The organism is Subtercola sp. YIM 133946, from assembly GCF_036553535.1.
GTDB lineage: Bacteria > Actinomycetota > Actinomycetes > Actinomycetales > Microbacteriaceae > Subtercola.
The window spans coordinates 40565-63465 of sequence record NZ_JAZHPE010000024.1; the positions used below are offsets into that span (position 1 = coordinate 40565).

General features: G+C 71.0%; 15 protein-coding genes. 4 read left to right on the top strand and 11 right to left on the bottom strand.

Going from position 1 to position 22901, the window contains the following annotated elements:
* Nucleotides 1–129: 129 nt before the first annotated feature.
* The 4 genes from V3W46_RS09685 to V3W46_RS09700 form a co-directional block, all read right to left on the bottom strand.
* A complete protein-coding gene (locus V3W46_RS09685; RefSeq protein ID WP_331782900.1) occupies nucleotides 130–2685 on the bottom strand; it encodes a putative bifunctional diguanylate cyclase/phosphodiesterase in 2556 nt (851 codons plus the stop codon).
* Nucleotides 2686–3234: 549 nt separating this feature from the next.
* Entirely contained in the window at nucleotides 3235–3474 is a 240-nt protein-coding gene (locus V3W46_RS09690; RefSeq protein WP_331782901.1) for a hypothetical protein, read from the bottom strand.
* Between the two features lie 204 nt (nucleotides 3475–3678).
* Entirely contained in the window at nucleotides 3679–4233 is a 555-nt protein-coding gene (locus tag V3W46_RS09695) for a DUF1707 SHOCT-like domain-containing protein (protein WP_331782902.1), read from the bottom strand.
* A 147-nt stretch (nucleotides 4234–4380) separates the two neighbouring features.
* Nucleotides 4381–5565, bottom strand: a complete 1185-nt coding sequence (locus V3W46_RS09700; RefSeq protein ID WP_331782903.1) for an aspartate-semialdehyde dehydrogenase — start codon at nucleotides 5563–5565, stop codon at nucleotides 4381–4383.
* Between the two features lie 576 nt (nucleotides 5566–6141).
* Between V3W46_RS09700 and V3W46_RS09705 the strand changes: the two genes are divergently transcribed.
* A complete protein-coding gene (locus V3W46_RS09705) occupies nucleotides 6142–6987 on the top strand; it encodes a CPBP family intramembrane glutamic endopeptidase (RefSeq protein WP_331782904.1) in 846 nt (281 codons plus the stop codon).
* 106 nt (nucleotides 6988–7093) lie between these two features.
* Here V3W46_RS09705 and V3W46_RS09710 read toward each other — a convergent pair whose 3' ends face one another.
* The gene (locus tag V3W46_RS09710; RefSeq protein WP_331782905.1) at nucleotides 7094–8509 is read right to left on the bottom strand and encodes an aspartate kinase; all 1416 of its coding nucleotides are present in this window, start codon (nucleotides 8507–8509) and stop codon (nucleotides 7094–7096) included.
* A 249-nt stretch (nucleotides 8510–8758) separates the two neighbouring features.
* Between V3W46_RS09710 and V3W46_RS09715 the strand changes: the two genes are divergently transcribed.
* A complete protein-coding gene (locus V3W46_RS09715; RefSeq protein WP_331782906.1) occupies nucleotides 8759–9199 on the top strand; it encodes a cupin domain-containing protein in 441 nt (146 codons plus the stop codon).
* 133 nt (nucleotides 9200–9332) lie between these two features.
* Here the strand turns inward: V3W46_RS09715 and V3W46_RS09720 are convergent, their stop codons facing one another.
* The 4 genes from V3W46_RS09720 to V3W46_RS09735 all read right to left on the bottom strand — a co-directional run bounded on the left by V3W46_RS09720 (nucleotide 9333) and on the right by V3W46_RS09735 (nucleotide 17780).
* A complete protein-coding gene (locus V3W46_RS09720; protein ID WP_331782907.1) occupies nucleotides 9333–11666 on the bottom strand; it encodes an AtzH-like domain-containing protein in 2334 nt (777 codons plus the stop codon).
* 14 nt (nucleotides 11667–11680) lie between these two features.
* Complete coding sequence (recR, locus tag V3W46_RS09725; RefSeq protein WP_331782908.1) at nucleotides 11681–12280, bottom strand: recombination mediator RecR; 600 nt, start codon at nucleotides 12278–12280, stop codon at nucleotides 11681–11683.
* A gap of 3 nt (nucleotides 12281–12283) precedes the next feature.
* Entirely contained in the window at nucleotides 12284–15364 is a 3081-nt protein-coding gene (locus V3W46_RS09730) for a DNA polymerase III subunit gamma and tau (protein ID WP_331782909.1), read from the bottom strand.
* Between the two features lie 307 nt (nucleotides 15365–15671).
* Entirely contained in the window at nucleotides 15672–17780 is a 2109-nt protein-coding gene (locus V3W46_RS09735; RefSeq protein WP_331782910.1) for an alpha-keto acid decarboxylase family protein, read from the bottom strand.
* Between the two features lie 102 nt (nucleotides 17781–17882).
* On the opposite strand from V3W46_RS09735, the gene V3W46_RS09740 reads away from it, so the two are divergent.
* Both V3W46_RS09740 and V3W46_RS09745 read left to right on the top strand, forming a co-directional pair.
* Nucleotides 17883–18341 (top strand): Lrp/AsnC family transcriptional regulator, encoded by a 459-nt coding sequence (locus V3W46_RS09740; RefSeq protein ID WP_331782911.1) that lies wholly within the window; start codon nucleotides 17883–17885, stop codon nucleotides 18339–18341.
* A 225-nt stretch (nucleotides 18342–18566) separates the two neighbouring features.
* Complete coding sequence (locus V3W46_RS09745) at nucleotides 18567–19067, top strand: GNAT family N-acetyltransferase (RefSeq protein ID WP_331782912.1); 501 nt, start codon at nucleotides 18567–18569, stop codon at nucleotides 19065–19067.
* A gap of 106 nt (nucleotides 19068–19173) precedes the next feature.
* Here V3W46_RS09745 and V3W46_RS09750 read toward each other — a convergent pair whose 3' ends face one another.
* Both V3W46_RS09750 and pta read right to left on the bottom strand, forming a co-directional pair.
* Nucleotides 19174–20379 (bottom strand): acetate/propionate family kinase, encoded by a 1206-nt coding sequence (locus tag V3W46_RS09750; protein ID WP_331782913.1) that lies wholly within the window; start codon nucleotides 20377–20379, stop codon nucleotides 19174–19176.
* Nucleotides 20376–22604 (bottom strand): phosphate acetyltransferase, encoded by a 2229-nt coding sequence (pta, locus tag V3W46_RS09755; protein WP_331782914.1) that lies wholly within the window; start codon nucleotides 22602–22604, stop codon nucleotides 20376–20378. The genes V3W46_RS09750 and pta overlap by 4 nt, the downstream gene beginning before the upstream one ends.
* Nucleotides 22605–22901 lie beyond the last annotated feature (297 nt).

The following is a 22901-nucleotide window of genomic DNA, read 5'->3' on the forward strand; positions in this document are numbered from 1 at the left end:
GTAGCGAAGATGCCTACGAGAATCTTTACCCCCCAACGGGTACCCCCTGCTTTCGAATACTACTGGCAAACCCTAGGCGCGATGATGCGATTCGCGACGAGGGGTCGAGGCGAAACGATGCTGTAACGCCTACGAAACGACGGCGGCCGTGCCGTGCCTGCTGAGCCGGGCGATGGTCTGCTCGTAGGTCGACGGAACCCCGTAGTAGAAGCCCTGGGCGTTTCGCACCCCCACGCCGCGCAGCACATCGGCGGTGGCGGCGCTCTCGATCCCCTCGACGATCGTCAGGTAGTCGAGGGCGTCGCTGAAGCCCTGCAGTGCTTTGACGACCTCGCGCTGGCGAATGTCGCCGGTGTCGTCGATGAGGCTGCGGTCGAGTTTCAGAATGTCCATCGGAATGCGAACGAGCGACCCGACCGACGAGTTCTCCGAGCCGTAGTCGTCGAGGGCGATGATGATTCCGAGGTCGCGCAGAACCTGGGCCTGGGCGCGCAGGTCGTCGGTGACGTGCCGCAGCGAGCGCTCGTTCAGCTCGAGACACAGCGAGATGGTGGGGTAGCGGCCGGCGATCTCCTTCGCGAACGCGCCGACGTGGTCATCGGTGATCTGCCCCACCTCGAGGTTCACGGCGATGGTCGAGATGGTGGGTTCGATGAGCTGGATGGCGCGGGCGCCGCTCATCGCCTTGGCCATCACCTGGCGGGTGAGCTGATCCATTCGGCCGAGGCTCTTCGCGCGTTCGACGAGGGCGCCGGGCGAGATGGCGCCGAGCTCGGGGTCGGTGTAGCGCACGAGCGCCTCGAAGGCCCAGATGCGGTTCTCGGCCATGTTCACGATCGGCTGGAACGCCACCGAGAGTCGCTCGTCGTCGATCGCCCCCGCGACGATGTCGTTGATGCGCGCCGAACGGTGCGGCGAGATGTTGATGGTGCTCTCGGCTGCGGGGCCACCCTGGTGGCGCGACTTCTTCACCGCGAGCATGCTGCGGTCGGCGTCGATGACCAGGGCAGAGGGGTCGGTCTCGCGGTGGGCCGAGTAGGCGAGCCCGACGCTGAGCAGCGGGCGCAGTTCGATCGGGGGCGTCTCGTCGACCACGAAGGGAGCGCTGGTCTGCGCGGTGATGTGCTCGGCGAGCTGCTTCGCCTCGGCCAGCGACTTCAGGGCGGTGAGGATGACGACGAACTCGTCGCCACCGACACGGGCCACGATGTCGTGCGGGCGGGCCGTCGCCTTCAGCCTCTCGGCCACGGTGACCAGCATCACGTCGCCCACGTGGTGGCCGTGCCGGTCGTTCAGCTTCTTGAAGCTGTCGAGGTCGATGAACAGCACCGCGATCGCGCCCGAATACGGCCGGTTCTCGTTCGCCGCCACGAGGGCCTGGCGAAAGGCGATGTAGTTCGGCAGGCTCGTGAGCGAGTCGCTGTTGGCGCGCAGCGTGAGGTCGGCCATGTCTTCGGTCACGCGGGCGGCCTCGGTGGCGAGGTGGGCGAGCGCCTCGAGCACCCGTTCGTCTTCGCGGGTGAAGGGGGCGCCGCCCAACTCGCGCGTGGCCACAACGAAACCCTGGGCATCCGGAGCCAGGCGCACGACGAAACCGATCTCGTTCGCGCCGGGCGGGTCGGTTCTGATCTCGATGCCGTCGGCGCTCACGGCCTGGTGGGCGCGCTGCTTCAGGATGCTCGCGAGATGGTCTGCGCCCGAATCGGTGACGGGTGCCGACCAGCCCGCGTCTGCGGGCGAGAGGCTGGCCGGGTCTGTCCAGGGCAGGGTGAGGGCGGCATCGGTGAGGCCTCTGAGGCGGCGCTGCAGGCCGTGCAGTTGGCGAAGGCGGGCGAAGGCGAAGATCACCGCCGCCACGATGAGCAGCATGATCGCGCCGCGGTGGTTCTGCTCGGCCGCAACCAGCAGGGGGTAGATGGTCATGTAGCCGAACGAGAGAACGGCCGAGAGCCCTGCGATGAAGACGAGGATCACCAGCAGGCGCCGCAGGCTGAGCTCGTCGAGCCCGAACGTCGCGTCTCGGCCCCAGCGGCCACGCTGGCGGGCGAACTCGACAGACAGAACGATGACGAGGTAGACGATCGTCGCGCCGACGGCCAACAGGATGGTCGCGGGCCCGACGGGCGCAGGGATGCGCATCACCAGGCTCCAGCCGAGGGCGCCCAGGGCGGCGAGGCCCGAGGCGTAGACCGAGACGATGATGTCGCGCGAGTTGAAGAGGGCGCCGCAGAAGAAGCCGAGAATCCACACGGCGAGCGAGACGAAGAGCTGGTCGCCGAGGTTGGCGGTGGCGAGCAGCGCGACGGCCGTGCTGACCGAGGGCAGGTTCGAGAGCCGGCCGACCGGCAGGCGGAAGTCGGTGACGAGGGCCGTGCTGATGAACAGGGCGGCGAGGTAGAGGAAGTCGGCGGGGGCGGTCGCTGCCGCGATCTGGGCGGCGATGGCGCCGCCGTTGGCCGCTGCGTCTGTGGCGGCGTTGGTGGCGGCTGTGGCGGCGGCGTTGGTGGCGGCTGTGGCGGCGTTGGCTGCTGCCGCAGCGCCGGGGGTGGTGGCGGCCGCGAGGGCGGCGAACTGCTGGATGGCCTGCACAACCCCGAGCACCACGATGGCCACGGCGATCACGGCCAGCGGAACGAAGAAGTACGACCCCGCGATGTGCCGCGACGCGGTGCGCGTCGGCCGCACGGTGGGCGTGGGCGATGGCCGCGCCGAGGCCGGGCGCGAGTCAGCGGTGCGCGGCGAGCGCGGGAGGACGGTGGTTGGGGTGGGCTGGTCCGCAGCCGCACGTGGGTCAGCGGTGCGCGGCGAGCGCGGGAGGACGGAGGTTGCGCTGGGCGTCGCCGATGATGAGGACCACCGGGGTGACGGGGTCGTAGACGACCGAGGTGTCGATGACCGGGGCGTCGCGGCCGGCGGAGCTGTCGATGACTGGGGTGTCGATGGCTGAGCTGTCGATGGCTGGGCTGTCGATGGCTGGGCTGTCGATGACTGGGGCGTCGATGGCGGGGGTGTCGGGGTGGCGGGGGGCGTGGCGTCGCTCAGGTGCTGGTCTGGCGGGGCCGCTGGGGCGGGGTCTTCCGCACGGCTCGACGGGGGCGCCACGACGGCGTCACCCCCGCCGCGTCGAAGGCGTCTGCCGATGCGCGAACGGCAGCTGAACAGTCATGCTCACAATGTATCGCGCATTGTGCGTCGAGCCGCGCGCATCGCGGGCCGACTCGGCCGCGTGCCGCGCTACGCCCCGACGCGGCCGGCGCGGCCGGCGCGGCTGAGGTGGTTGGTGCGGTCAGCGCAGCTGATGTGGCCGGTGTGGCTGACTCGGCTGACTCGGCTGATGTGGCTGATGTGGCTGATGTGGCCGACGTGGCCGGTGCGGCTGGCGTGGCCGGTGCGGCTGGCGTGGCCGGTGCGGTCGGCGTGGCCGGTGCGGTCGGCGAGAATGCAGCTGCTGGAGCGGGGGCGGCGGGGGCCCACCGGTCGCGCTGGGCGATCATCCGGCCGAGGAACAGGGCGACCACGACGGCCACGGCGCACCACGCGACGGCGACCAGGAGGGTGAGGAGGAGGATTGTCATCGCCAGCGAGTCTAGCTGAGCATCCCTCACTTAAGTCAAGGGCTGCACGAGTCATGCCGGGCGTGGCCGTCGAACACCTCTGCGTCGCGCTCGACCCCCGGGGTCAGCGGTCGCGACCGGGACGATCGCGGGTGCCGGCGCCGTAGACGATGATGTACACCACCGGAACGAGGATGAACCAGAGCCAGCTGAAGTTCCAGCTGAGGAACGCGCCCGTCAGGAAGAACAGGATGAGCGCGACCAGTGGGGCGAGCGACACCGCCACCGTGCCGGCGGTTCCGCCGAGCGGGCCCCTGCGCCCGCTGTCGGGTAGCGGCGGTGAGGGCGGGGGCGGGCCCACCGATGCGGGCGGGGGCGGCGTATGCGAACCCGGCCCTCCCCCGGGGTGGGAGCCGAAACCGGCGATGCCCGGCCCCGGCCCGGGCGCCCCGGCGGCGAGCGGGCCGGGCGGAGCGGGGGGTGCAGCGGGCAGGTCACCGAACACGGGCGCAAGATCTCCCCGCGTCACGGCCGATCGCACGACTGCACAGCGCTTCACGAACTCCTGCTCGTCGATGCGGCCCTCACGCAGGTTGGCGTTCAGCTGCGCGACGGCCTCGTCGCGCTCGGCGTTCGCCAGTCGGAGGTTGGCGGTCTGAGGATCGCTGAAGTCGGTCATGCCACCATTGTGGCGCGACCCGCGCACCGCCGCCAGCGGTACACCCGCCCCGGGCGACTCGACCGACCGCAAGAGCTTCGTCAGCCGCGGGGGCAGGAGGCGGCACCGAGGGTGAGGCCGCGCCAGCCCGCCCGAGCGGGAAGTGCGTCAGCCGCCGACGAGGGCGGGCGCGACGGAGGTCGACGAGGAGGCGGCGGCCGAGGCATCCGCAGCTCGACGAGCGAAGATCTCGGCGATCTGCACGGCGTTGAGTGCGGCACCCTTGCGCAGGTTGTCGTTGCTGATGAAGAGCGCGATGCCGCGGCCACCGGGAACACCCTCGTCGGCACGGATGCGACCCACGAAGCTCGGGTCTTTGCCGGCCGCTTCGAGCGGCGTCGGAACATCGACGAGCGACACACCGGGTGCCGTAGCCAGCAGTTCGGCGACGCGCTCAGGGCTGATCGGGCGGGCGAACTCGGCGTTCACCGAGAGGGAGTGGCCGGTGAAGACGGGAACGCGCACGCAGGTTCCGCTGACGAGAAGGTCGGGCAGCTCGAGGATCTTGCGGCTCTCGTTGCGCAGCTTCTTCTCTTCGTCGGTCTCGTTGAGACCGTCGTCGACGAGATTGCCGGCGAACGGAATGACGTCGAACGCGATCGGCGCCACGTACTTCACGGGCGCCGGCAGGGTGACGGCCGAACCGTCGTGTACGAGACCGAGCAGGTTACCCGAGGCGACCGCGGCCTCGGCCTGCGTGGCGAGCTCCTCGGCGCCGGCGAGCCCGCTGCCCGAGACGGCCTGGTAGGTGCTCACGATGAGCCGCTCGAGCCCGGCCTCGGCGTCGAGCACCTTCAAGACGGGCATGGCGGCCATGGTGGTGCAGTTGGGGTTGGCGATGATGCCCTTGGCGGCCTGGTCGATGGCGTGCGGGTTGACCTCGCTCACCACGAGGGGAACCTCCGGGTCCATGCGCCAGGCGCTCGAGTTGTCGATGACTGTGACGCCGGCCGCGGCGAACTTCGGCGCGAGGGCCTTCGAGCCGGTGGCGCCGGCCGAGAAGAGGGCGATGTCGAGGCCGGCGGGGTCAGCCGTGGCGGCGTCTTCGACGGTGATCTCCGCACCGCGGAACGTCAGCGTCGTGCCTGCAGAACGAGCGCTGGAGAAGAAGCGGATGCTCGCAATCGGAAAGTCGCGCTCATCGAGCAGCTGGCGCATGACCTTGCCGACCTGACCGGTGGCCCCGACGACGCCGACGTTGAGGCCGACGGGCGCGGTGCCGGCACTGGCGTGGGCGCTGGCGTCTACGGTGTCCTGGTCGTTGCTGTTGCTGCTCTGCGCTGAATTGCCCACTGCACTCTTCCTTTTGCTCGAACGTTCACTTTACCAAGCATCCCGGTAGCGCTGCCCTGTGTTGCGGCGGGCCCGACGACGGGCAGATGGCGGGCCCGACGGTGTGCTGCGGGTCGGGCGGTGGGTGGCGGGCCCGGCAGAGCGCTGCCGGTGGGGGCGACGGATGCTCGGCCCGGGTTAGTGTGCCTCATGAGCGAAATCGGCGCGGAGCCACCGCAGCATCCCGAGCCCCACCCCGCGGTGACACGGCCGCCCGAAGACCGCCCCGCTACAGCATCGGCCCTGCAAGCAGACGCCGTCGCACGGCCACCCCAAGTGCAGCCCGCCACGGCACCTCCGCCGCAGGCACACCCCGCCGCACCGCCACCCCACGCGCAGCCCGCCAATACACCGCCGCCGCAAGCAGACGCCGTCGCACCGCCGACCCACGCGCAGCCCACCACAGCACCGCCGCCGCAAGCAGACGCCATCGCACCGCCAACCCACGCGCAGCCCACCACAACACCGCCGCCGCAAGCACACCCCGCCGCGGCAGCGTGGCCTCCCGACGCGAGTGGGGTCGAGGGGGCGGGTGCGGTGCCGACTCCCACCGCGCAGGGTGCCGCGGGGACGGGCACGAGCACCGGGGGCGCTGCCCTCACGGAGGCACCCACGGCGGTGCCGGGGTACCTGGTGCGGTGGGGCATCCCGAGCAGTGTCGTGGGGCTGGCGGCGTTCGTCGTTGCGCTGGCAGTCGGGGTGGCGCTGTACGTCTTCGGCGTGATTCCGAATGCGAGCGCGGCCCAGTTCGTTACGAACGTGCTCGGCTACGGGGCGATGTTCGGCGTGGTGGTGCTCGTGGTTCGGCGGCGCGGATCGGGTTCGCTGGGCGCCGACATCGGGCTGCGCATCCGGTGGGTCGACCTGCTGCTCGGGCTCGCCGCCGCGATCGCCGCCAAGCTCATCGCGGTCTTCTTCGCGGTCGCGGCGCAGCGGCTGGCGGGCGACACGCCGGTGCAGGGCAATCTGACGCTCGACTCCGACACGTTCTGGATCGTGCTGAACGCCCTGCTCTTCGCCTGCCTTCTGGGGCCGTTCGTCGAGGAGGTGTTCTTTCGCGGGCTGGTGCTGCGGGGCATCCGCAACCGCGTGCTTCGCACCGCGCCGGGGTCGGTGGATGCGGCCGGCTATGCGCTCGACCCGGCCCGGCTGCGGCTGGCGAACACGGTGGCGATTCTGGTGAGCTCTGTGGTGTTCATGGCGCTGCACCTGTACGAGTCGTCGTCGTGGGCGTCGGCGCTGGCTCTCGGCGGGGCGACCCTGTTTCTGGGGCTGGTGAACGCGCGGCTGGCGGTGTCGACGGGGCGGCTCGGCGCGGGCATCGTCGCGCACATCCTGTTCAATGCGTCGAGTGTGCTGGCGCTGCTCGCGGTCGGCGGCTGAGCGTCAGGTTCCCGTCGCCGGCAACCCGTCGATTGTGCGCAAAGGGTCGCTATGGGGCGTTATTCCGTGCTTTTGCGCAAACCGAGGGCCATTGGCGGGATGGTGCCTAGCGGCCCGTGCCGCCGTGCACGACCGCCTCGGTGTCGGAGTCAAGGCCGAACGCAGTGTGCACCACGCGCACGGCGTCGTTCACCGTGTCGGCCCGGGTGACCACCGAGATGCGGATCTCGCTCGTCGAGATCATCTCGATGTTGATGCCGGCCTCATAGAGCGCCGTGAACAGCTTCGCCGAGACGCCCGCGTTCGTGCGCATCCCGGCGCCGACGAGCGCGAGCTTGCCGATCTGGTCGTCGTACTGCAGTGACGCGAACCCCACTTCCGGCTGCGACGAGGTCAGCGTGGTGAGCACCTGCTGCCCCTCTGACTTCGGCAGCGTGAACGAGATGTCGGTGAGCCCCGTGGCCGCGGCCGACACGTTCTGCACGATCATGTCGATGTTCGCGCCGGTCTTGGCGACGATGTTGAAGATCTGCGCGGCCTTACCCGGAATGTCGGGCACGCCCACGACGGTGATCTTCGCTTCACTGAGGTCGGCGGCGACGCCGGCGATGAGAGGCTCTTCCACGGATTTCTCGCTGTTCTCTTCAGAGGTGATCTGGCCGGAGGCCTGGCTTGCGCCGCCCACGCCACGGTTCGGGATGACCAGCAGGGCGGCCGTGTTCGACGAGGCCGGGGCGCCCGAACCCGCGCCGACGGCATCCGCTCCCCCGCCGAGCCCACCGGCACCGGCCTCGTTGTACACGATGGTGCCGTCGTTGTTGTTGAACGACGACCGCACGTGGAGGGTCACGCCGTGGCGCCGGGCATATTCCACTGCGCGAATATAGAGCACCTTCGCCCCGTTCGCGGCCAGCTCGAGCATCTCCTCGCTCGTGATGCGGTCGATCTTGTGCGCACGCGGAACCACCCGCGGGTCGGCCGTGAAGATTCCGTCGACGTCGGTGTAGATCTCGCAGACGTCGGCGCTCAACGCGGCGGCGAGGGCAACGGCGGTCGTGTCTGATCCACCGCGGCCGAGGGTGGTGATGTCGCCGGTGCCGCGGTTGAAGCCCTGAAAGCCGGCGACGATCGCGATGGCCCCCTCGTCGAGAGCCGCACGAACGCGGGTGGGAGTGACGTCGACGATGCGGGCCTGGCCGTGCCGGGCATCCGTGATCATGCCGGCCTGGCTACCCGTGAACGAGCGGGCGTCGTGGCCCATGCTCTTGATCGACATGGCCAGCAGCGCCATCGAGATGCGCTCGCCGGCGGTCAGCAGCATGTCGAGCTCGCGCGGAGCCGGAATGGGCGTGACCTGGTGGGCGAGGTCGAGCAGTTCGTCGGTGGAGTCGCCCATCGCGCTCACGGCCACCACCACCTCGTTGCCCGCCTTGCGGGTCTCGACGATGCGCTTGGCCACGCGCTTGATGCTCTCGGCGTCGGCGACGGATGATCCGCCGAACTTTTGCACGATCAAGGCCACGGGCGTACTCCTGGGGTTGCTTCGGGATGCGTCGCTCGCGGGTCGGTGCCGACGAGACGACTACTCATTCTAGGTGAGGCGGGCTGGGGCGGGGCTGCGTGTTACGGGTCGTCGGGTGCGGGGGGCGGGTTCGGTGCGGGATGCCCGAACGACACATTCGCGAAACGTTGGCCTCCTAGGCTGCAGCAGTATCGCGGTCGCGCCATGGACAACCTGAGTCGCGCGATGGACAACCTGAGGAGAACCGCCGTGAGTGGAGCAGCACCTGTCATTCGTAATGTCGCCGACCTTCCGGGGTTTCTGATCAGCCCCGACGACACGGTCGTGCTCGCGGAGCTCGCCGGCCCCGCGCAGGGCAGCTCCACCAGCGTCTTCCTCGAGATCTGGCGGCCGGGCGGGGCGCAGCCGCTCAACTCGCACGCCGAGTCGGCCGAGATCTTCATCGTGCTGGCGGGCACGGCCGAGGCGCGCTCCGACGACGCCGTCGTGCCGCTCGTGCCGGGCGACGTGCTGACGTTGCAGCCCGGGTCGGAGCACCGCATCGTGAACGCATCGGCGACCGAGAAGCTCTACACGATCACCATCATGGCGAACGACGGCGGTTTCTCGGAGCTGGTGACGGGTGGCACGCGGGTGCCCCTGGCGGCAGACGACCTCGGGGCCCTGGTACGGAGCCTCGGCGCGGCCTGACCCGCTGAGTGCCGGGGGCAGGGGTGCGGCGTCGGACGCGCCGGGTCAGCATGAAATACGGCTCAGCAGGCCCGCATACGACCTGACGCGACGTATTTCATGATGCAACACCGAGAAACGGCTTGAAGGTGGCTCAGGAGCGAGCGTTAGCGACCGCGAGAAGGGCAAGGTCGGCGCCGCGGGAGCCGATCAGGCAGAGCCCGGTGGGGAGGGTTCCGACGCGTCCGTAGGGAAGGGTGAGGGCGGGAAGGCCCGAGAGCGACGCGAGGCAGGTGAGGCGCAGGGTCGCCGCGCGCACGCGGTCGATCTCGGCGGGGTCTGCCGAGAGCGACGGGGCAGCAGATGACGTCGAGGGCAGGGCGAGTGCGGTACCGGGAGCAACGACGGATTCGAGCACGGAGGTCGCCCGGGCGAGGATGCTGCGGGCATCCGCCGCCGCCTGCTCGGTGATCGTGCTGGCGGCGGCGAACCGCGCTGCGATGGCCGGGTCGAGAGCGGTGGGGTTCGCCGTGACGAAGTCGGCGTCTCCGGCCCAGGCCTCGAACTGCTGCACGAGCCGGAACGCGTCGAACCAGCGCTCGAGGTCGCCGGGGTCGAGGGCTGTACTGGGTTCGGCGGTCTGTACCGGCAGCCCCGCGTTGAGCGCGAGGGCACGGAGGGCGGCCTCGAACGTGAGCCGCGTGGCGGGGTCGGCCAACGCCACCAGTGCCGGGTCGATGAGGATGCGCGTGATGGGGGTGGGGGCGGCGGTGCCGGTCGGGGTGGGGGTCGTGGGCGTGGTGTCAGTGGTAGGCGCGGTGTCGGTCGTGAGCGCGGTGTCGGTCGTGGAGCCGCCGACCGGAGACACTGAGGAGGATGCGACGCTGCCGTCACCGGCGGGCTGCGCGCCGGTGGCCGCCGCGCCGTGGGCGCCGACGGAGGTCTGAGCAGGGGTGGCCGGCGGGAAGGGGGCCCCGGGCATCCGGTCGCCCGTGGCGAGGAGGGCGGCGACGCCGCGCTCGAGGGTGACGAGGTCACGGGCGAGCAGGCCGACGGTGTCGAAGCTCGGGGCGAGGCCGATGAGTTGGGCGCGCGAGACGGCGTTGTGGGTGGTGCGGAGGCCGAAGAGTCCGGTGTAGGAGCCGGGTACGCGGATGGAGCCGGCGGTGTCGGTTCCGAGGCCGAGGTCGGCGAGGCCCATCGCGACGGCGGAGGCCGGGCCGCTGGTCGACCCGCCCGAGATGTGGCCGGGAGCCGCCGGGTTGGGTGGGGTGCCGTAGTGCACGTTGGTTCCGGCGATGGAGAAGGCGAGCTCGTCGGTCTGGGCGAGGCCCGTGATCTCGGCGCCGGCGTCGATGAGGGCCTGCACGGCCGGTGCGGTCTCGGTCTCGGGGCGTCGGCCGGCGGCGAACGCGGGAGTGCCGGCGCCGATGATCTCGCCGGTGATGGCGAAGAGGTCTTTGACGGCGACGCGGACGCCCGCCAGCGGCCCCACCTCGGCAGCGTTGTTCGGGTGTGCCGCCGACGCGATCAACGGACGCCGCTCGGCAGGCGTCGCCCAGATGGCCCGCTCGTCGGCGCGCGAGAGCTCCCGGGTGCCGAACTGCACACCGGGCACGGTCGAGACGTGGGCGACGGTGACGGCCCATGGGGCGGCCGGGTTCGGGCGCTGCCACAGCTGTGTCTGCGAGCCGGTTCCGTTGTCGTTGCGCACCGTTTCGGCGACGATGACGGCCGTGTTCTCATCGATCGGGCGCAGGTGCATGCGCCGCAGGTAGCGCTGCGGCACCGGCGGGCGCCCCGCGCGGAACGCCGCGATCTCGTCGTGCCCGACCAACGCCGACCCCGCCTCACTGCGCACGGTGAGGCGGCTCTGCGCGAACAGCACGTCGAGCTCCGCGATGTCGTTCGTCATCAGAGCGCGCTCATACCGCCAGAAGGCGGCGAGCAGGGTGGGGTCGCCGAGCCAGGTGGGGGTGTCGGATGCTCGGCCGGCGGCGATCGCGACAGGCAGTGACTCGGCGGCGGCGGGCACGGTGGTCTCTGCGTCGGCGGTGGGATCGGGTGCGGCGAAGGGCGGGGGCGTCGCGGCGCTCGGGGCGGAGGGGTGGTCGCTCATCGGGCTCGATTCGGGGTCGGCGAGGTGGGCAGGCTGGGGCGGCTGGGGTGACGGCGGGTTCGGCGCGGTGTCGGACAGTGCGGCATCCGGAGTCGCCGGCGTGGGGTTGGGCGCCGGATCCCGGGGCGTGGGTTCGGGGGTGGGCGCGGCATCCGCGGGCGCGGGCTCGGGGGTGGGTGCGGCATCCGCGGGCGCGGGCTCGGGGGTGAGTGCGGCATCCGCAGGCGCGGGCTCAGGGGTGGGCGCGGCATCCGGAGACGGAGACGGCGCAGACGGAGGCGCGGGCGGTGAGGCGGGCGGCGTGGTGCGCGGCACCAGGGGCGGGCCCGGCTCGATGGGCCGGCCCGGGGTGGGGGGACGCCAACGCATGGCCCGGGCGGCCCTTACCGCTCGACCAGGCGGCGGCCCTCGAAGGCGCGGCCGAGGGTGACCTCGTCGGCGTATTCGAGGTCTCCGCCGACGGGGAGGCCGGAGGCGAGGCGGGTGACGCGAATCTCGAGCGTGGTGAGCAGCCGCGAGAGGTAGGCGGCCGTGGCCTCGCCCTCGAGGTTCGGGTCGGTGGCGATGATGACCTCTTCGACGGTGGCGTCGGCGAGGCGCTGCATGAGCTCGCGGATGCGCAGGTTGTCGGGGCCGATTCCGTCGATGGGGCTGATGGCTCCGCCGAGCACGTGGTAGCGGCCGCGGAACTCGCGGGTTCGTTCGATGGCGACCACGTCTTTCGCCTCTTCGACCACGCAGATGACGTTCAGCGAGCGGCGCGGGTCGCGGCAGATCGAGCAGAGGTCTTGTTCGGCGACGTTGCCGCAGATGGAGCAGAAGTGCACCTTGTCGCGAATCTCGAGCAGCACCTCCGCGAGACGCGTGACGTCGAACGTCTCGGTCTGCAGAATGTGGAACGCGATGCGCTGCGCCGACTTCGGCCCGATGCCGGGCAGCCGGCCGAGCTCGTCGATCAGTTCTTGAACGATGCCTTCGTACATGGGCTAGCCCTCCCGGCTCTGGGTGCCGGGGGCGGCGGTTCCGCGGGGGGCGACGGGGCGCTCCTCGATGAAGCTCGCCCCCAGGATCTCGCGCACGACGGCCTCGCCGTAGCGTTGCTTCTCGCCGAACTGGGGCGTGGGGCGGGTGGGGGTGGCGGCGCGGGTGGCGGGTGGGGTGGGCTGCTGGGCCGCGCTAGGCGTGGTCGGCGTGGGCTGTTGGGTGGCGGCCGGGGTGGGCTGCTGGGCCGCGGGCGGGGCGGGCTGCTGGACCGCAGCGCGGGATGCCGCGGTCGGCGCAGAATCCGCACCGCCGGTGGCGCTCGAGACGCCCGGCTGCGCTCCGGTGGCAGCACTCGTCGCGGTGGGCGCGATCGAGGCTGGGTCGACCCAGACGGCGCCGCCGGTGGCGGGCGCTGCGGCCGGGGGCGTTCCGGCGACGGATGCCGCTGCGATGGGCGTGGCAGGGTTCTCGGCGACGGATGCCCGGGGCTGGGCGGCCACAGACGAAGAGGCAGACGAACCGCCGCTGCCCGGGCTCGAGCGGCGCAGGTCAGACGGATCGAAGTCGGTCGGCCCGTCGGCAACCGGAACGTCGTCGCCGGGCACGAACCAGCCCTCGCCCTCCTCGTATTCGGCGATCGACCCCTCGGGGATGTCATCGGGCAGATCGTCGGGAACATCGGCGGCGGCAGGGATGTCGACTGTGATGGAGCCGGCGCGCACTGGATCGTCACCCGGCTCGGGTGCCGACGTGGGGATGGTGACGGTCGGCCACGACGTGGTGGGGGCTGCCGTGGTGAGGGATGCCGTGGTGAGGGATGCCGTGGTGGGGGATGTGGGGGCGGCCGGGGCGGTGCCGCCCGTCGCCGACCTCGTACTGGCTCGCGGCGACTGCGTGCGCTGTGAGGTGCGGGTGGGATCCGCCTGGGGGCTGCTGACCGCGGTGGGGGCGGATGCCGCTGGAGCGGACGCAGGCGTAGCCGGGCTCGGGTCGGCGGGGAGAGCCTGCGAATCGGAAGCGGACCTGGGCGCTGCTGACGGAGAGGAGGTCGCCGCGGGCGGGGCGGGCGACGCGGCAGGGGCGGGCGGGGCGGGCGACGCGGCAGGAGCGGGCGGGGCCGGTGGCGCGGCAGGGGCGGGCTGCGCGGCGGAGTCGGTGCGGGCGGTGGAGCCTGAGGCGTCGACGCGGGCGATGTACTTCACGCGGAGGCCGATGATGTCGAGGATGGCCTGGCGGAGGTACTCACTGACGCCCTGGCCGGGGGCCTGCTGCTGCTTGAAGCTGGCGACGTCGTTCTCGCTGGGGAAGCTGAGGGTGAGCACGTCGCCGTCGAGGGCGCGCACCGAGGCGGTGTAGACGACCATCCACGCGCTGCGTTTGGTCTTCTGCACGGCCTCGAGGATCTCGGGCCAGGCGTCTTTGAGCTGCTGGGCGGTGACCGATGCGGGAGTTGTCGAGGTGGCGGGTTGAGTGGGAGCGGACGTGGCCGGCGCGGATGGCGAGGGAACTGCGGTAGGAGTTGAAGAACCAGACGCGGCCGAGAGCGCGGAAGACGGCGACGACCCCGGCGCCCCAGCGGACGACGACGACGCGAGCACCGCCGAGGATGACGACGACCCGGGCGCCACAGACGGCGACGACGACCCCGGCGCCACAAACGACGACGTCGGAGCGAGCGCCGGAGCGGACGACGCCGCAGCAGCGGACGACGCCGCAGCAGCGGACGACGCCGCAGCAGCAGCGGGCGACGCTGAAGACGACGACGCGGCGGGCGGCGCAGATGTCGCACCCGCCGCGAGCGACGTCGCGGACGACGCAGCGGGCGCCCCCGATGGCCAGGCCGCAGCAGGCGGCGCCGCGGGCGACTCGATCACGCGCGACGGAGTTGCCGCCGCGACCGGGTCGACCCCGGCACCCACACCGACGCGACGCTCGAGGCGCTCGACGCGGGCGAGAGCGCCGCGCGCCGAGTCGTCGCTGGCCGGAACGAGCACGCGCGCGATCATGAGTTCGAGGTGCAGGCGGGGGGAGGTGGCTCCGGTCATCTCGGTGAGCGCAGCGTTCACGATGTCGGCCGTGCGCGAGAGCTCGGCCGACCCGAAGAGGCCTGCCTGCTGCTGCATCTGCAGGATGTCGTCGCTGGGCATCCCGCGCAGCACGGCGGCGGCACCCTCGGCGGAGTTCGACGCGGCGACGATGATGACGTCGCGGAGGCGTTCGAGCAGGTCTTCGACGAAGCGGCGGGGGTCTTGGCCGGTCTGGATGACGCGGTCGACGGCCGCGAAGGCGGCTGCGGCGTCGTGGTTGCCCAGGGCGTCGATGACCTCGCCGAGCAGCGAGGCGTGCGTGTAGCCGAGCAGGGCGACGGCGCGCTCGTACTCGATGCGGTTGCTCTCGGAGCCCGCGATGAGCTGGTCGAGCAGGGAGAGGGTGTCACGCGCAGATCCGCCGCCGGCGCGAACGACGAGCGGGAGCACGCCGGGAGCGACGGCGACGCCCTCGATCTCGCAGAGCGCCTGCACGTACTCGAGCAGCTGGGCCGGCGGGATGAGGCGGAAGGGGTAGTGATGGGTGCGCGACCGGATGGTGCCGATGACCTTGTCGGGCTCGGTCGTGGCGAAGATGAACTTGATGTGCTCTGGCGGCTCTTCGACGATCTTCAGCAGCGCGTTGAAGCCCTGCGGCGTGACCATGTGCGCCTCGTCGAGAATGAAGATCTTGTAACGGTCTCGGGCAGGCGCGAAGACGGCGCGTTCACGGAGGTCACGGGCATCGTCGACCCCGTTGTGCGATGCAGCGTCGATCTCGACGACGTCGAGCGAGCCCGAACCGTCGCGCGAGAGTTCGACGCAGCTGGGGCAAACACCGCAGGGCGTGTCGGTGGGGCCCTCGGCGCAGTTCAGGCAACGGGCCAGGATGCGCGCAGAAGTGGTCTTGCCGCAGCCGCGCGGGCCCGAGAAGAGGTAGGCGTGGTTGACCCGGTTGGTGCGCAGCGCAGTCATCAGGGGCTCAGTCACCTGAGACTGGCCGATCATCTCGCCGAAAGTCTCAGGCCTGTAGCGTCGGTAGAGGGCTGTGACCATGGCACCAATCGTATCCGTCGCCACCGACACTGCCGCCCGTCGCCGGCGAACCTGTGCAGAGCCGAGGTGTGGGGGCGGGTGGGGTGGGCACGGGGGTCGCGCGCGGGGGTCGGGCGCCCCCGGAAACGGGTCGCGGCAGCGGCGGCGCCGAGGTCGCGCGCGGTCGGGCGGCCCGGGCCGCGGGTCGCGGTAGCGCGGTGCCGGGGGCGTCTCGTGCGGGTCGGGCGCCTCGAGAGACGGGTCGCGACAGCGTGGCGCGCCGCTCCCGCCCCGGGGTGCTGGGTCGCGAGGCGGGTGCGAACGGCCGCTAGAGCCCCGCGGGCACCACCCGAGACGCGGCCGGCGCGGGCTGCGCAGCCGGCGCAGCGTTCGCGGCGTTCGCGGCGTTCGCGGCCGAGAGTCCTTCGCCGAGCGCCTTCAGCAGGCGCGGCGAATCGAGCACCGGCAACATCACCTCGACCAGCACGAGCTTGTCGGTGGTGCGCGTGGCGAGGGCCAGGGCATCCGTCAGCTCTGTGGGCGTGCGAACGGTTGCGGTGACGGCACGGTCGGCGGCGCCGAAGGCCCCGGGGAGCTGGGTGAAGTTCCAGGGCGTGACGCTCTGGTACGCGGCATGGGGGCTCTGGATGGCGCGCTCGATCGTATACCCGCCGTTGTTCAGCACGAAGACCACGGGGGCCAGGCCGCGGTGCAGCAGCGTGGCGAGCTCCTGCACGGTGAGCTGCGCCGATCCGTCGCCGATCAGCAGAACGGCGCGACGCCCGGGCTCGGCGAGGCACACGCCGAGGGTCGCCGGCAGAGTGAAACCGATCGACGACCAGACCGGCTGCCCGAGCAGGTCGCAGTCGTCGGGCAGCGTGAGGTCGATGGCGCCGAAGAAGGCGGTGCCGGCCTCGGCGATGACGGTCGTGCCCGGGGTCAGAAAGCTCTGGATGCCCTGCCAGAAGGCCTCGTGGGTGAGGGTCTCGGCGGCCGGCGTGGGGGCCGTAGGCGTGTCGGCGGGCGCGGCGGTGGGCGCGGCGGGCGCAATGGACGCGGCGGCCGTCGCTGGCGCGGCCGCCGGCGTAGACACGACGGCGTCGGGCACCGGGCTCGCGCCGCCCAGAGAGATGGGGGCGACCGGGTCGAGCCGGGCATCCTGCAGCACCTCGTCGACGATTCGCAGGGCGTCGCCGAGGTGCACCCCGAAGAACGTCGATTCGCCGACCCGCGCCCAGGTCAGCGAGAGTTCGACGGCCGCGTCGGGGTCGAAACGGTGACTGAAGAAGCCGGTGAGCAGGTCGCTCATGACGGCTCCGGCGAGGATGAGCAGGGGTGCCGCGTCGATGCTGCGGCGGGCCGCCTCGACGCGCGTATGAGCGCCGAGGTAGGTGCCGACGCTTGCGGGGTGCGACTCGTCGAGAATCGCTTTCGATCCGCTCTGGGTCGCGATGTAGACGCCGGGTGCGTCGGCGATCGAACGGATGATCGGCTCGACAGAGGCGCGATGCACCTTCGGTCCCACCAGAAGGCTGACGTTCGATGCCGAATACACCGCCTGGCGCAGAGCCTCGGTGAATCGGGCGAGCTGCCGCGGGTCGCTCGAGAACGCCACGAGCGGCTGCGAGAGGTTCGCCGACGACACGAGCGCGACCGCCACGTCTGACGGCACCCCCAGGTAGACCGGCTTCGACTCGGTGAGGGCGGTCAGCAGCACGCTGTCGATGTCGGCGGGAGCGCTGTGAGCCTTGAGCACGACACACGCCGCGGTCACCTCGGCGTAGGCCCGCCGGAAGTGCTCGAAGTCGCCGTCGACGAGCGTGTGGTGCAGCAGTGCGCCCTCGGCCATGGCGCGCGAGGCCGGCATGCCGGTGATCTGCACGACCGGAACGTCTTCAGCGAAACTCCCGGCCACACCATTGATCGCGCTGAGTTCGCCGACGCCGAGCGTGGTGACGAGGGCACCGATCGAGCGGCGGATGCGCGCGTAGCCGTCTGCGGCGTAGGCGGCGTTGAGCTCGTTGGTGGTGCCGACCCACTGGAGGGGGTGCGAGGCGGCGGCAGGGTGCGGGGCCGCTAGATGTGGGGCGGCGGGGTGTGGGGCGGCGGGGCGTGGGGTCGCGGCCGCGGTGTGCGGGGCGGCAGGGCGTTGCTGATCGGCGTTCGGAGCGTCGGGGGCGAGCATCTCGTCGAGCAGGCTCAGGTTGAAGTCGCCCGGCAGTCCGAAGAGGTGCTCGACGCCGAGTTGGCGCAGGCGGGTGGCGAGGTAGCGGCCGACCGAGATGCGGGGCGGCAACGCGGGGGCCGGGGCGGTGGTGATGGCCTGGTGCGTCGCGGTGGCCGGGGCCGGGGCGTCAGCCGCGGGTGTCCCCGTGTCACCGGCCGGGGCCTTGGCGCTGGCGGGAGCTCGGTCGGGGGCACTCAGGTCGTCAGTCATCGGGCCAGTAGAACCCGACCGGGCGTATTGCGCAACTGGCGGGAGTCAGATCGGGCATACTGACTACTACCAGCTCGCGCCACCCGACAGAAAGTCGACAGATTGACCACTCTCGACAGCACCGACCGTCGCATCCTGCGCGCCCTCGACGACGATCCGCGCGCACCCGTGCTGCTGCTCGCCCAGCGGCTCGGCCTCGCCCGCGGAACCGTGCAGGCACGCCTCGAACGCATGGGGGGCACGGATGCTCTGCGAGCCCACAGCGTTCGCCTCGAGCCGGGCCACCTCGGTTTCGGCTTGCGCGCGTTCGTGACCGCCGAGGTCGACCAGGAGAAGTTCGATCAGACGATCGCGGCCCTGGCGGGCATCCGAGAGGTCATCGAATGCTCAGCGATTGCCGGTGCCGAAGACATCATCTGCCAGGTCGTCGCACGCGACGCCGACGATCTGTACAGCATCGGGCAGCAGATTCTGCGGTGCCCGGGCATCAGGCGCACCTCGACGTCGATCGTGCTGCGGCAGCTGATGCCGTACCGAACGGCGCAGCTGCTCGCCGACTGAGGGGCGGCCGAGTCGATCGCGGCCGCTCGATGCGGAAGGCCGCGATGGGTGAGGAGGCCGAGGCTGGGGGTGGCCGAGCCGCCGTCGGCCGAGCTGGGCACGCCGGCCCGACGATCGCGGCGCACGGATGCGCGGGGGCGTGATTCGCGGCGCACCGGGAGCGCAAGGTCGCCGTGCGCGGGGTCGTGATTCGCGGCGCATCGAGACCGCTCCTAGGCTGGAGCGATGCTGATTCGACCGTTCAACGTCGCCGACACGGAGGCCGTCGTCGCCCTCTGGACCGACTGCGGCCTCGTTCGCCCGTGGAACGACCCGCACCGGGACATCGCGCGCAAGCTCACGGTGCAGCCCGAACTCTTCCTCGTCGGGGTCGAGCCCGCGCCCATGCCGGCATCTGCGGCCGACGACGCGACAGTGTCGGGCCCGGCTGACCCGGCTGGGGTCGACGCGGCCGGAGACGCGCCGTCTGTGATCGCGAGCGCCATGGTCGGTTACGACGGGCACCGCGGCTGGGTCAACTACCTCGCCGTGAGCCCGGCGGCGCAACGCCGCGGGTACGCACGACAGCTCATGGCCGAGGCCGAGCGGCTGCTCACGGAACGCGGATGCCCGAAACTCAACCTGCAGGTGCGATCAGACAACACTGAGGCGCAGAACTTCTACCGCGCCCTCGGCTACGAGCCCGATCACGCGGTGGCCTACGGTAAACGGCTCATCGCCGACTGACGCAGCGCACGCCGCAGGCCGCTCGCCACCGGCCACGGCACCCGCACCGGCACGGCACCGGCACCCGCCACCGGCACCCGAACCGGCACCGGCCACCGGCCACCGATCAGATCACGGTGAGGCACTGGCGGGCGATCTCCAGCTCTTCGTTGGTGGGGATGACGAGCACCGCGACGGGTGACTCGTCGGGCGAGATGCGGCGTCGGCCACGGTGGCCCGAGGTGTTGCGTTCGGGGTCGACGGCGATGCCGAAGGCCTCGAGGCCCGCCAGGGCGCCCGAGCGCACGACGTCGCTGTTCTCACCGACTCCGGCCGTGAAGACGATGGCGTCGACGCCGCCGAGGCCCGCGGCGTAGGCACCCACGTAATGCTTGATGCGGTGCAGGTACACGTCGAGGGCCAGCTGAGCATCCGCATCGCCCTCGCCGGCGGCGGTGACGACGTCGCGCATGTCGCCGTGGCCGCTCAGCCCGAGCAGACCGCTCTTGCGGTTCAGCAGTTCGTCGAGTTCGGCGAAGCCGAGGCCCGCCTTGCGGTTGAGGTGGAACAGGATGGCCGGGTCGAGGTCGCCCGAGCGCGTTCCCATGACGAGGCCCTCCAGCGGGGTGAGCCCCATCGAGGTGTCGACCGAGACTCCCCCGTCGACTGCGCAGGCCGAGGCACCGTTGCCGAGGTGCAGCACGATGGTCTTCAGTTCGCCGAGGGGGCGTTCGAGGTACTCGGCCGCGGCCTCCGAGACGAATTTGTGCGACGTGCCGTGAAAGCCGTACCGGCGCACACGGTACTTGTCGGCGAGGCCGGCGTCGATGGCGTAGGTGTAGGCGGCCGGTGGCAGGGTGGCGTGGAAGGCGGTGTCGAACACGGCGACGTGCGGGATGCCCGGAAAGGCGACCTGTGCCGCGTTGATTCCGTCGAGATTGGCGGGATTGTGCAGCGGCGCGAGTTCGGCCAGGTCTTCGATGTTGATCTTGACGAGGTCGGTGACCACGGTGGGCCCGAAGAACCGTTTGCCACCGTGCACCACGCGGTGCCCGACCGCGACCGGATGGTTCTCTGCCATCGACGGGCCGTGCTTGTCGAACGCCGCGAGCATGACCTTGAACGCCTCGGTGTGGTCGGCGACCGGATGCTCGCTGGTGAACGACCGCGCCTCAGAACCGGGAAGCGTGACGGTGTGCTTCGACGACCCCGTGTCGCCGCCCGCGCCGATGCGCTCGATGAGCCCGTTGGCGAGCACCGACTCGTTCGTCATCTCGATGAGCTGGTACTTCAGCGACGACGAACCGCTGTTGATGACCAGAACGGTGCTCATGCGCGGATCTCCTCTGCGTCGGCCACGTCTGACTCGACCGCCGACGCGGCCTCGTCGCCGGTGGCGGCCTGGATGGCCGTGATGGCGATCGTGTTCACGATGTCGGCAACCAGGGCCCCGCGTGACAGGTCGTTGATCGGCTTGTTGAGCCCCTGCAGCACCGGGCCCACCGCGACGGCGCCCGCGCTGCGCTGCACCGCCTTGTAGGTGTTGTTGCCCGTATTGAGGTCGGGAAAGATGAACACCGTGGCGCGGCCGGCGACCGCCGATTCGGGCATCTTCGCGGCGGCGACCGCAACGTCGGCAGCTGCGTCGTACTGAATCGGCCCCTCGACCAGAAGTGCGGGCCGACGCGACCGTACCAGCGCCGTCGCCTCGCGCACCTTCTCGACGTCGGCGCCGGCCCCCGAGGCACCGGTCGAGTACGAGAGCATGGCGACCCGCGGGTCGATGCCGAACTGCACTGCCGTCTCTGACGACGAGATGGCGATGTCGGCGAGCTGCTCGGCGGTGGGGTCGGGAATGACGGCGCAGTCACCGTAGACCAGAACACGGTCGGCGAGCGCCATCAGAAAGACGCTCGACACGACCGAGACCTCGGGCCGGGTCTTGATGATCTCGAAGGCCGGCCTGATGGTGTGCGCGGTGGTGTGCGCGGCGCCCGAGACCATTCCGTCGGCGAGGCCGAGCTGCACCATCATCGTGCCGAAGTACGAGACGTCGGTGACGGTGTCGCGGGCCATGTCGAGCGTGATTCCGCGGTGCGAGCGGATGCTCGAATACTCGGCCGCGAACCGCTCACGCAGCTCGTGGTCGAACGGGCTGACGACCTCGGCCGCATCGATGTTCACCCCCAGGCTCCGAGCCCGCGAACGCACCTCGTCTTCGTCGCCGAGGATCGTGAGGCGGGCGATGCCCCTGGTGAGCACGGTGGCTGCGGCACGCAGCACCCGGTCATCCGACCCCTCGGGCAGCACGATGTGCTTGCGGGCGGCGCGGGCGCGGTCGATCAGCCCGTACTCGAACATCAGCGGGGTGACCACGGCCGACGAGCTCACATCGAGCAGGTCGAGGAGCCTCGCGCCGTCGACGTACTGCTCGAAGAGAGCGAGGGCGCTGTCGTACTTGCGCTGCGAGTCGGCGGCGAGACGCCCACGGGTGCCGGTGATGCGCACCGCCGTGTCGTAGGTGCCGAGCGGGGTGGTGATGATGGGCAGGCTGGGGTTCAGCCCGTCGATGAGCCGCTCGATGGGCTCGGGCAGGTCGAAGCCGCCGTTCAGGATGATGCCCGACACGCTCGGAAACGTCGCCGAGGCGTTGGCCATCAGCACAGCGAGCAGCACCTCGGTGCGGTCGCCGGGGATGACAATGACGGCTCCATCGGTGAGCCGAGGCAGAACGTTGACCATCGACATTCCGGCGACGACCACGCCGAGGGCTTCGCGTGCCAGCAGGCGCGGGTCGCCCTTGATCATGGTTCCGTGCGTCGATTCGACGAGGTTGGCCATGCTCGGCGCGACCAGCAGCCGGTCTTCGGGAATCGACCAGATGGGGATGCGCGCGCGCAGCCGGCCGCCCGGCACCTCGCCGGCGACCTGCGGCAGCCCGGTGGTCGCCTGCGCCTCGCCGACCGCTCGGCCGATCGCGTCGCGGATCTTCTCGAGGTTCTCGGGGTCTGACCGATTGGCCACGATGCCGAGCAAGGTGGCGTGTGCCGCGCGCAGCTCGACGAGCGCGAGTTCGGTGATGTGCTGCATGTCGTCGGGGCTGCGCGGTTCGGAGTGCCCGAGCGTCTCGGTCGAACCCTGGCTCGATCGGCCGCCGAGCACGAGCAGCACGGGCGCACCGAGGTTGGCGGCGATGCGGGCGTTGAACGTCAACTCGGTGGGGCTGCCCACGTCGGTGTAGTCCGAGCCGAGGATCACCACCGTGTCGCACTCGCGCTCGACCTCTTTGTAACGCTCGACGATGCGCGAGAGGGCCGCATCGGGGTCGGCGTGAACGTCGTCGTACGAGACGCCGATGACGTCTTCGTAGCCGAGGTCGACGCTGTCGTGGTCGAGCAGCATCTCGAGCACGTAGTCGCGTTCGGAGACCGACCGCGCGATGGGCCGGAACACGCCGACGCGCCCGACGCTGCGGGCCAGTGTGTCGAGCACGCCGAGTGCGATGGTCGACTTGCCCGAATGCCCTTCGGCCGAGGTGATGTAAATGCTGCGGGCCACGCGACTCCTTGGTGTAGTGCGGCTGGAACCTGCGGCGAGACCGTTCTCGCTCGCCTGTTCCAGACTATGGAGTCGCGCCCCACCCCGCACCGCAAACTCAGCATCTGTGCAGAGTGCCCCCACTCGCCGCCCTGGGGAGAACGTCTGCGCGCATGCCACTGCCGACCGTGCGCCGCAGGGGCGGCGGCGCCTCGAGGTCGAGTGAACGCGGCGACCGCGCGCGGCGCGTTGACTGGTCTCCGGCGCACGACCGTCTGCGCGCATGCCACTGCCGACCGTGCGCCGCAGGGGCGGCGG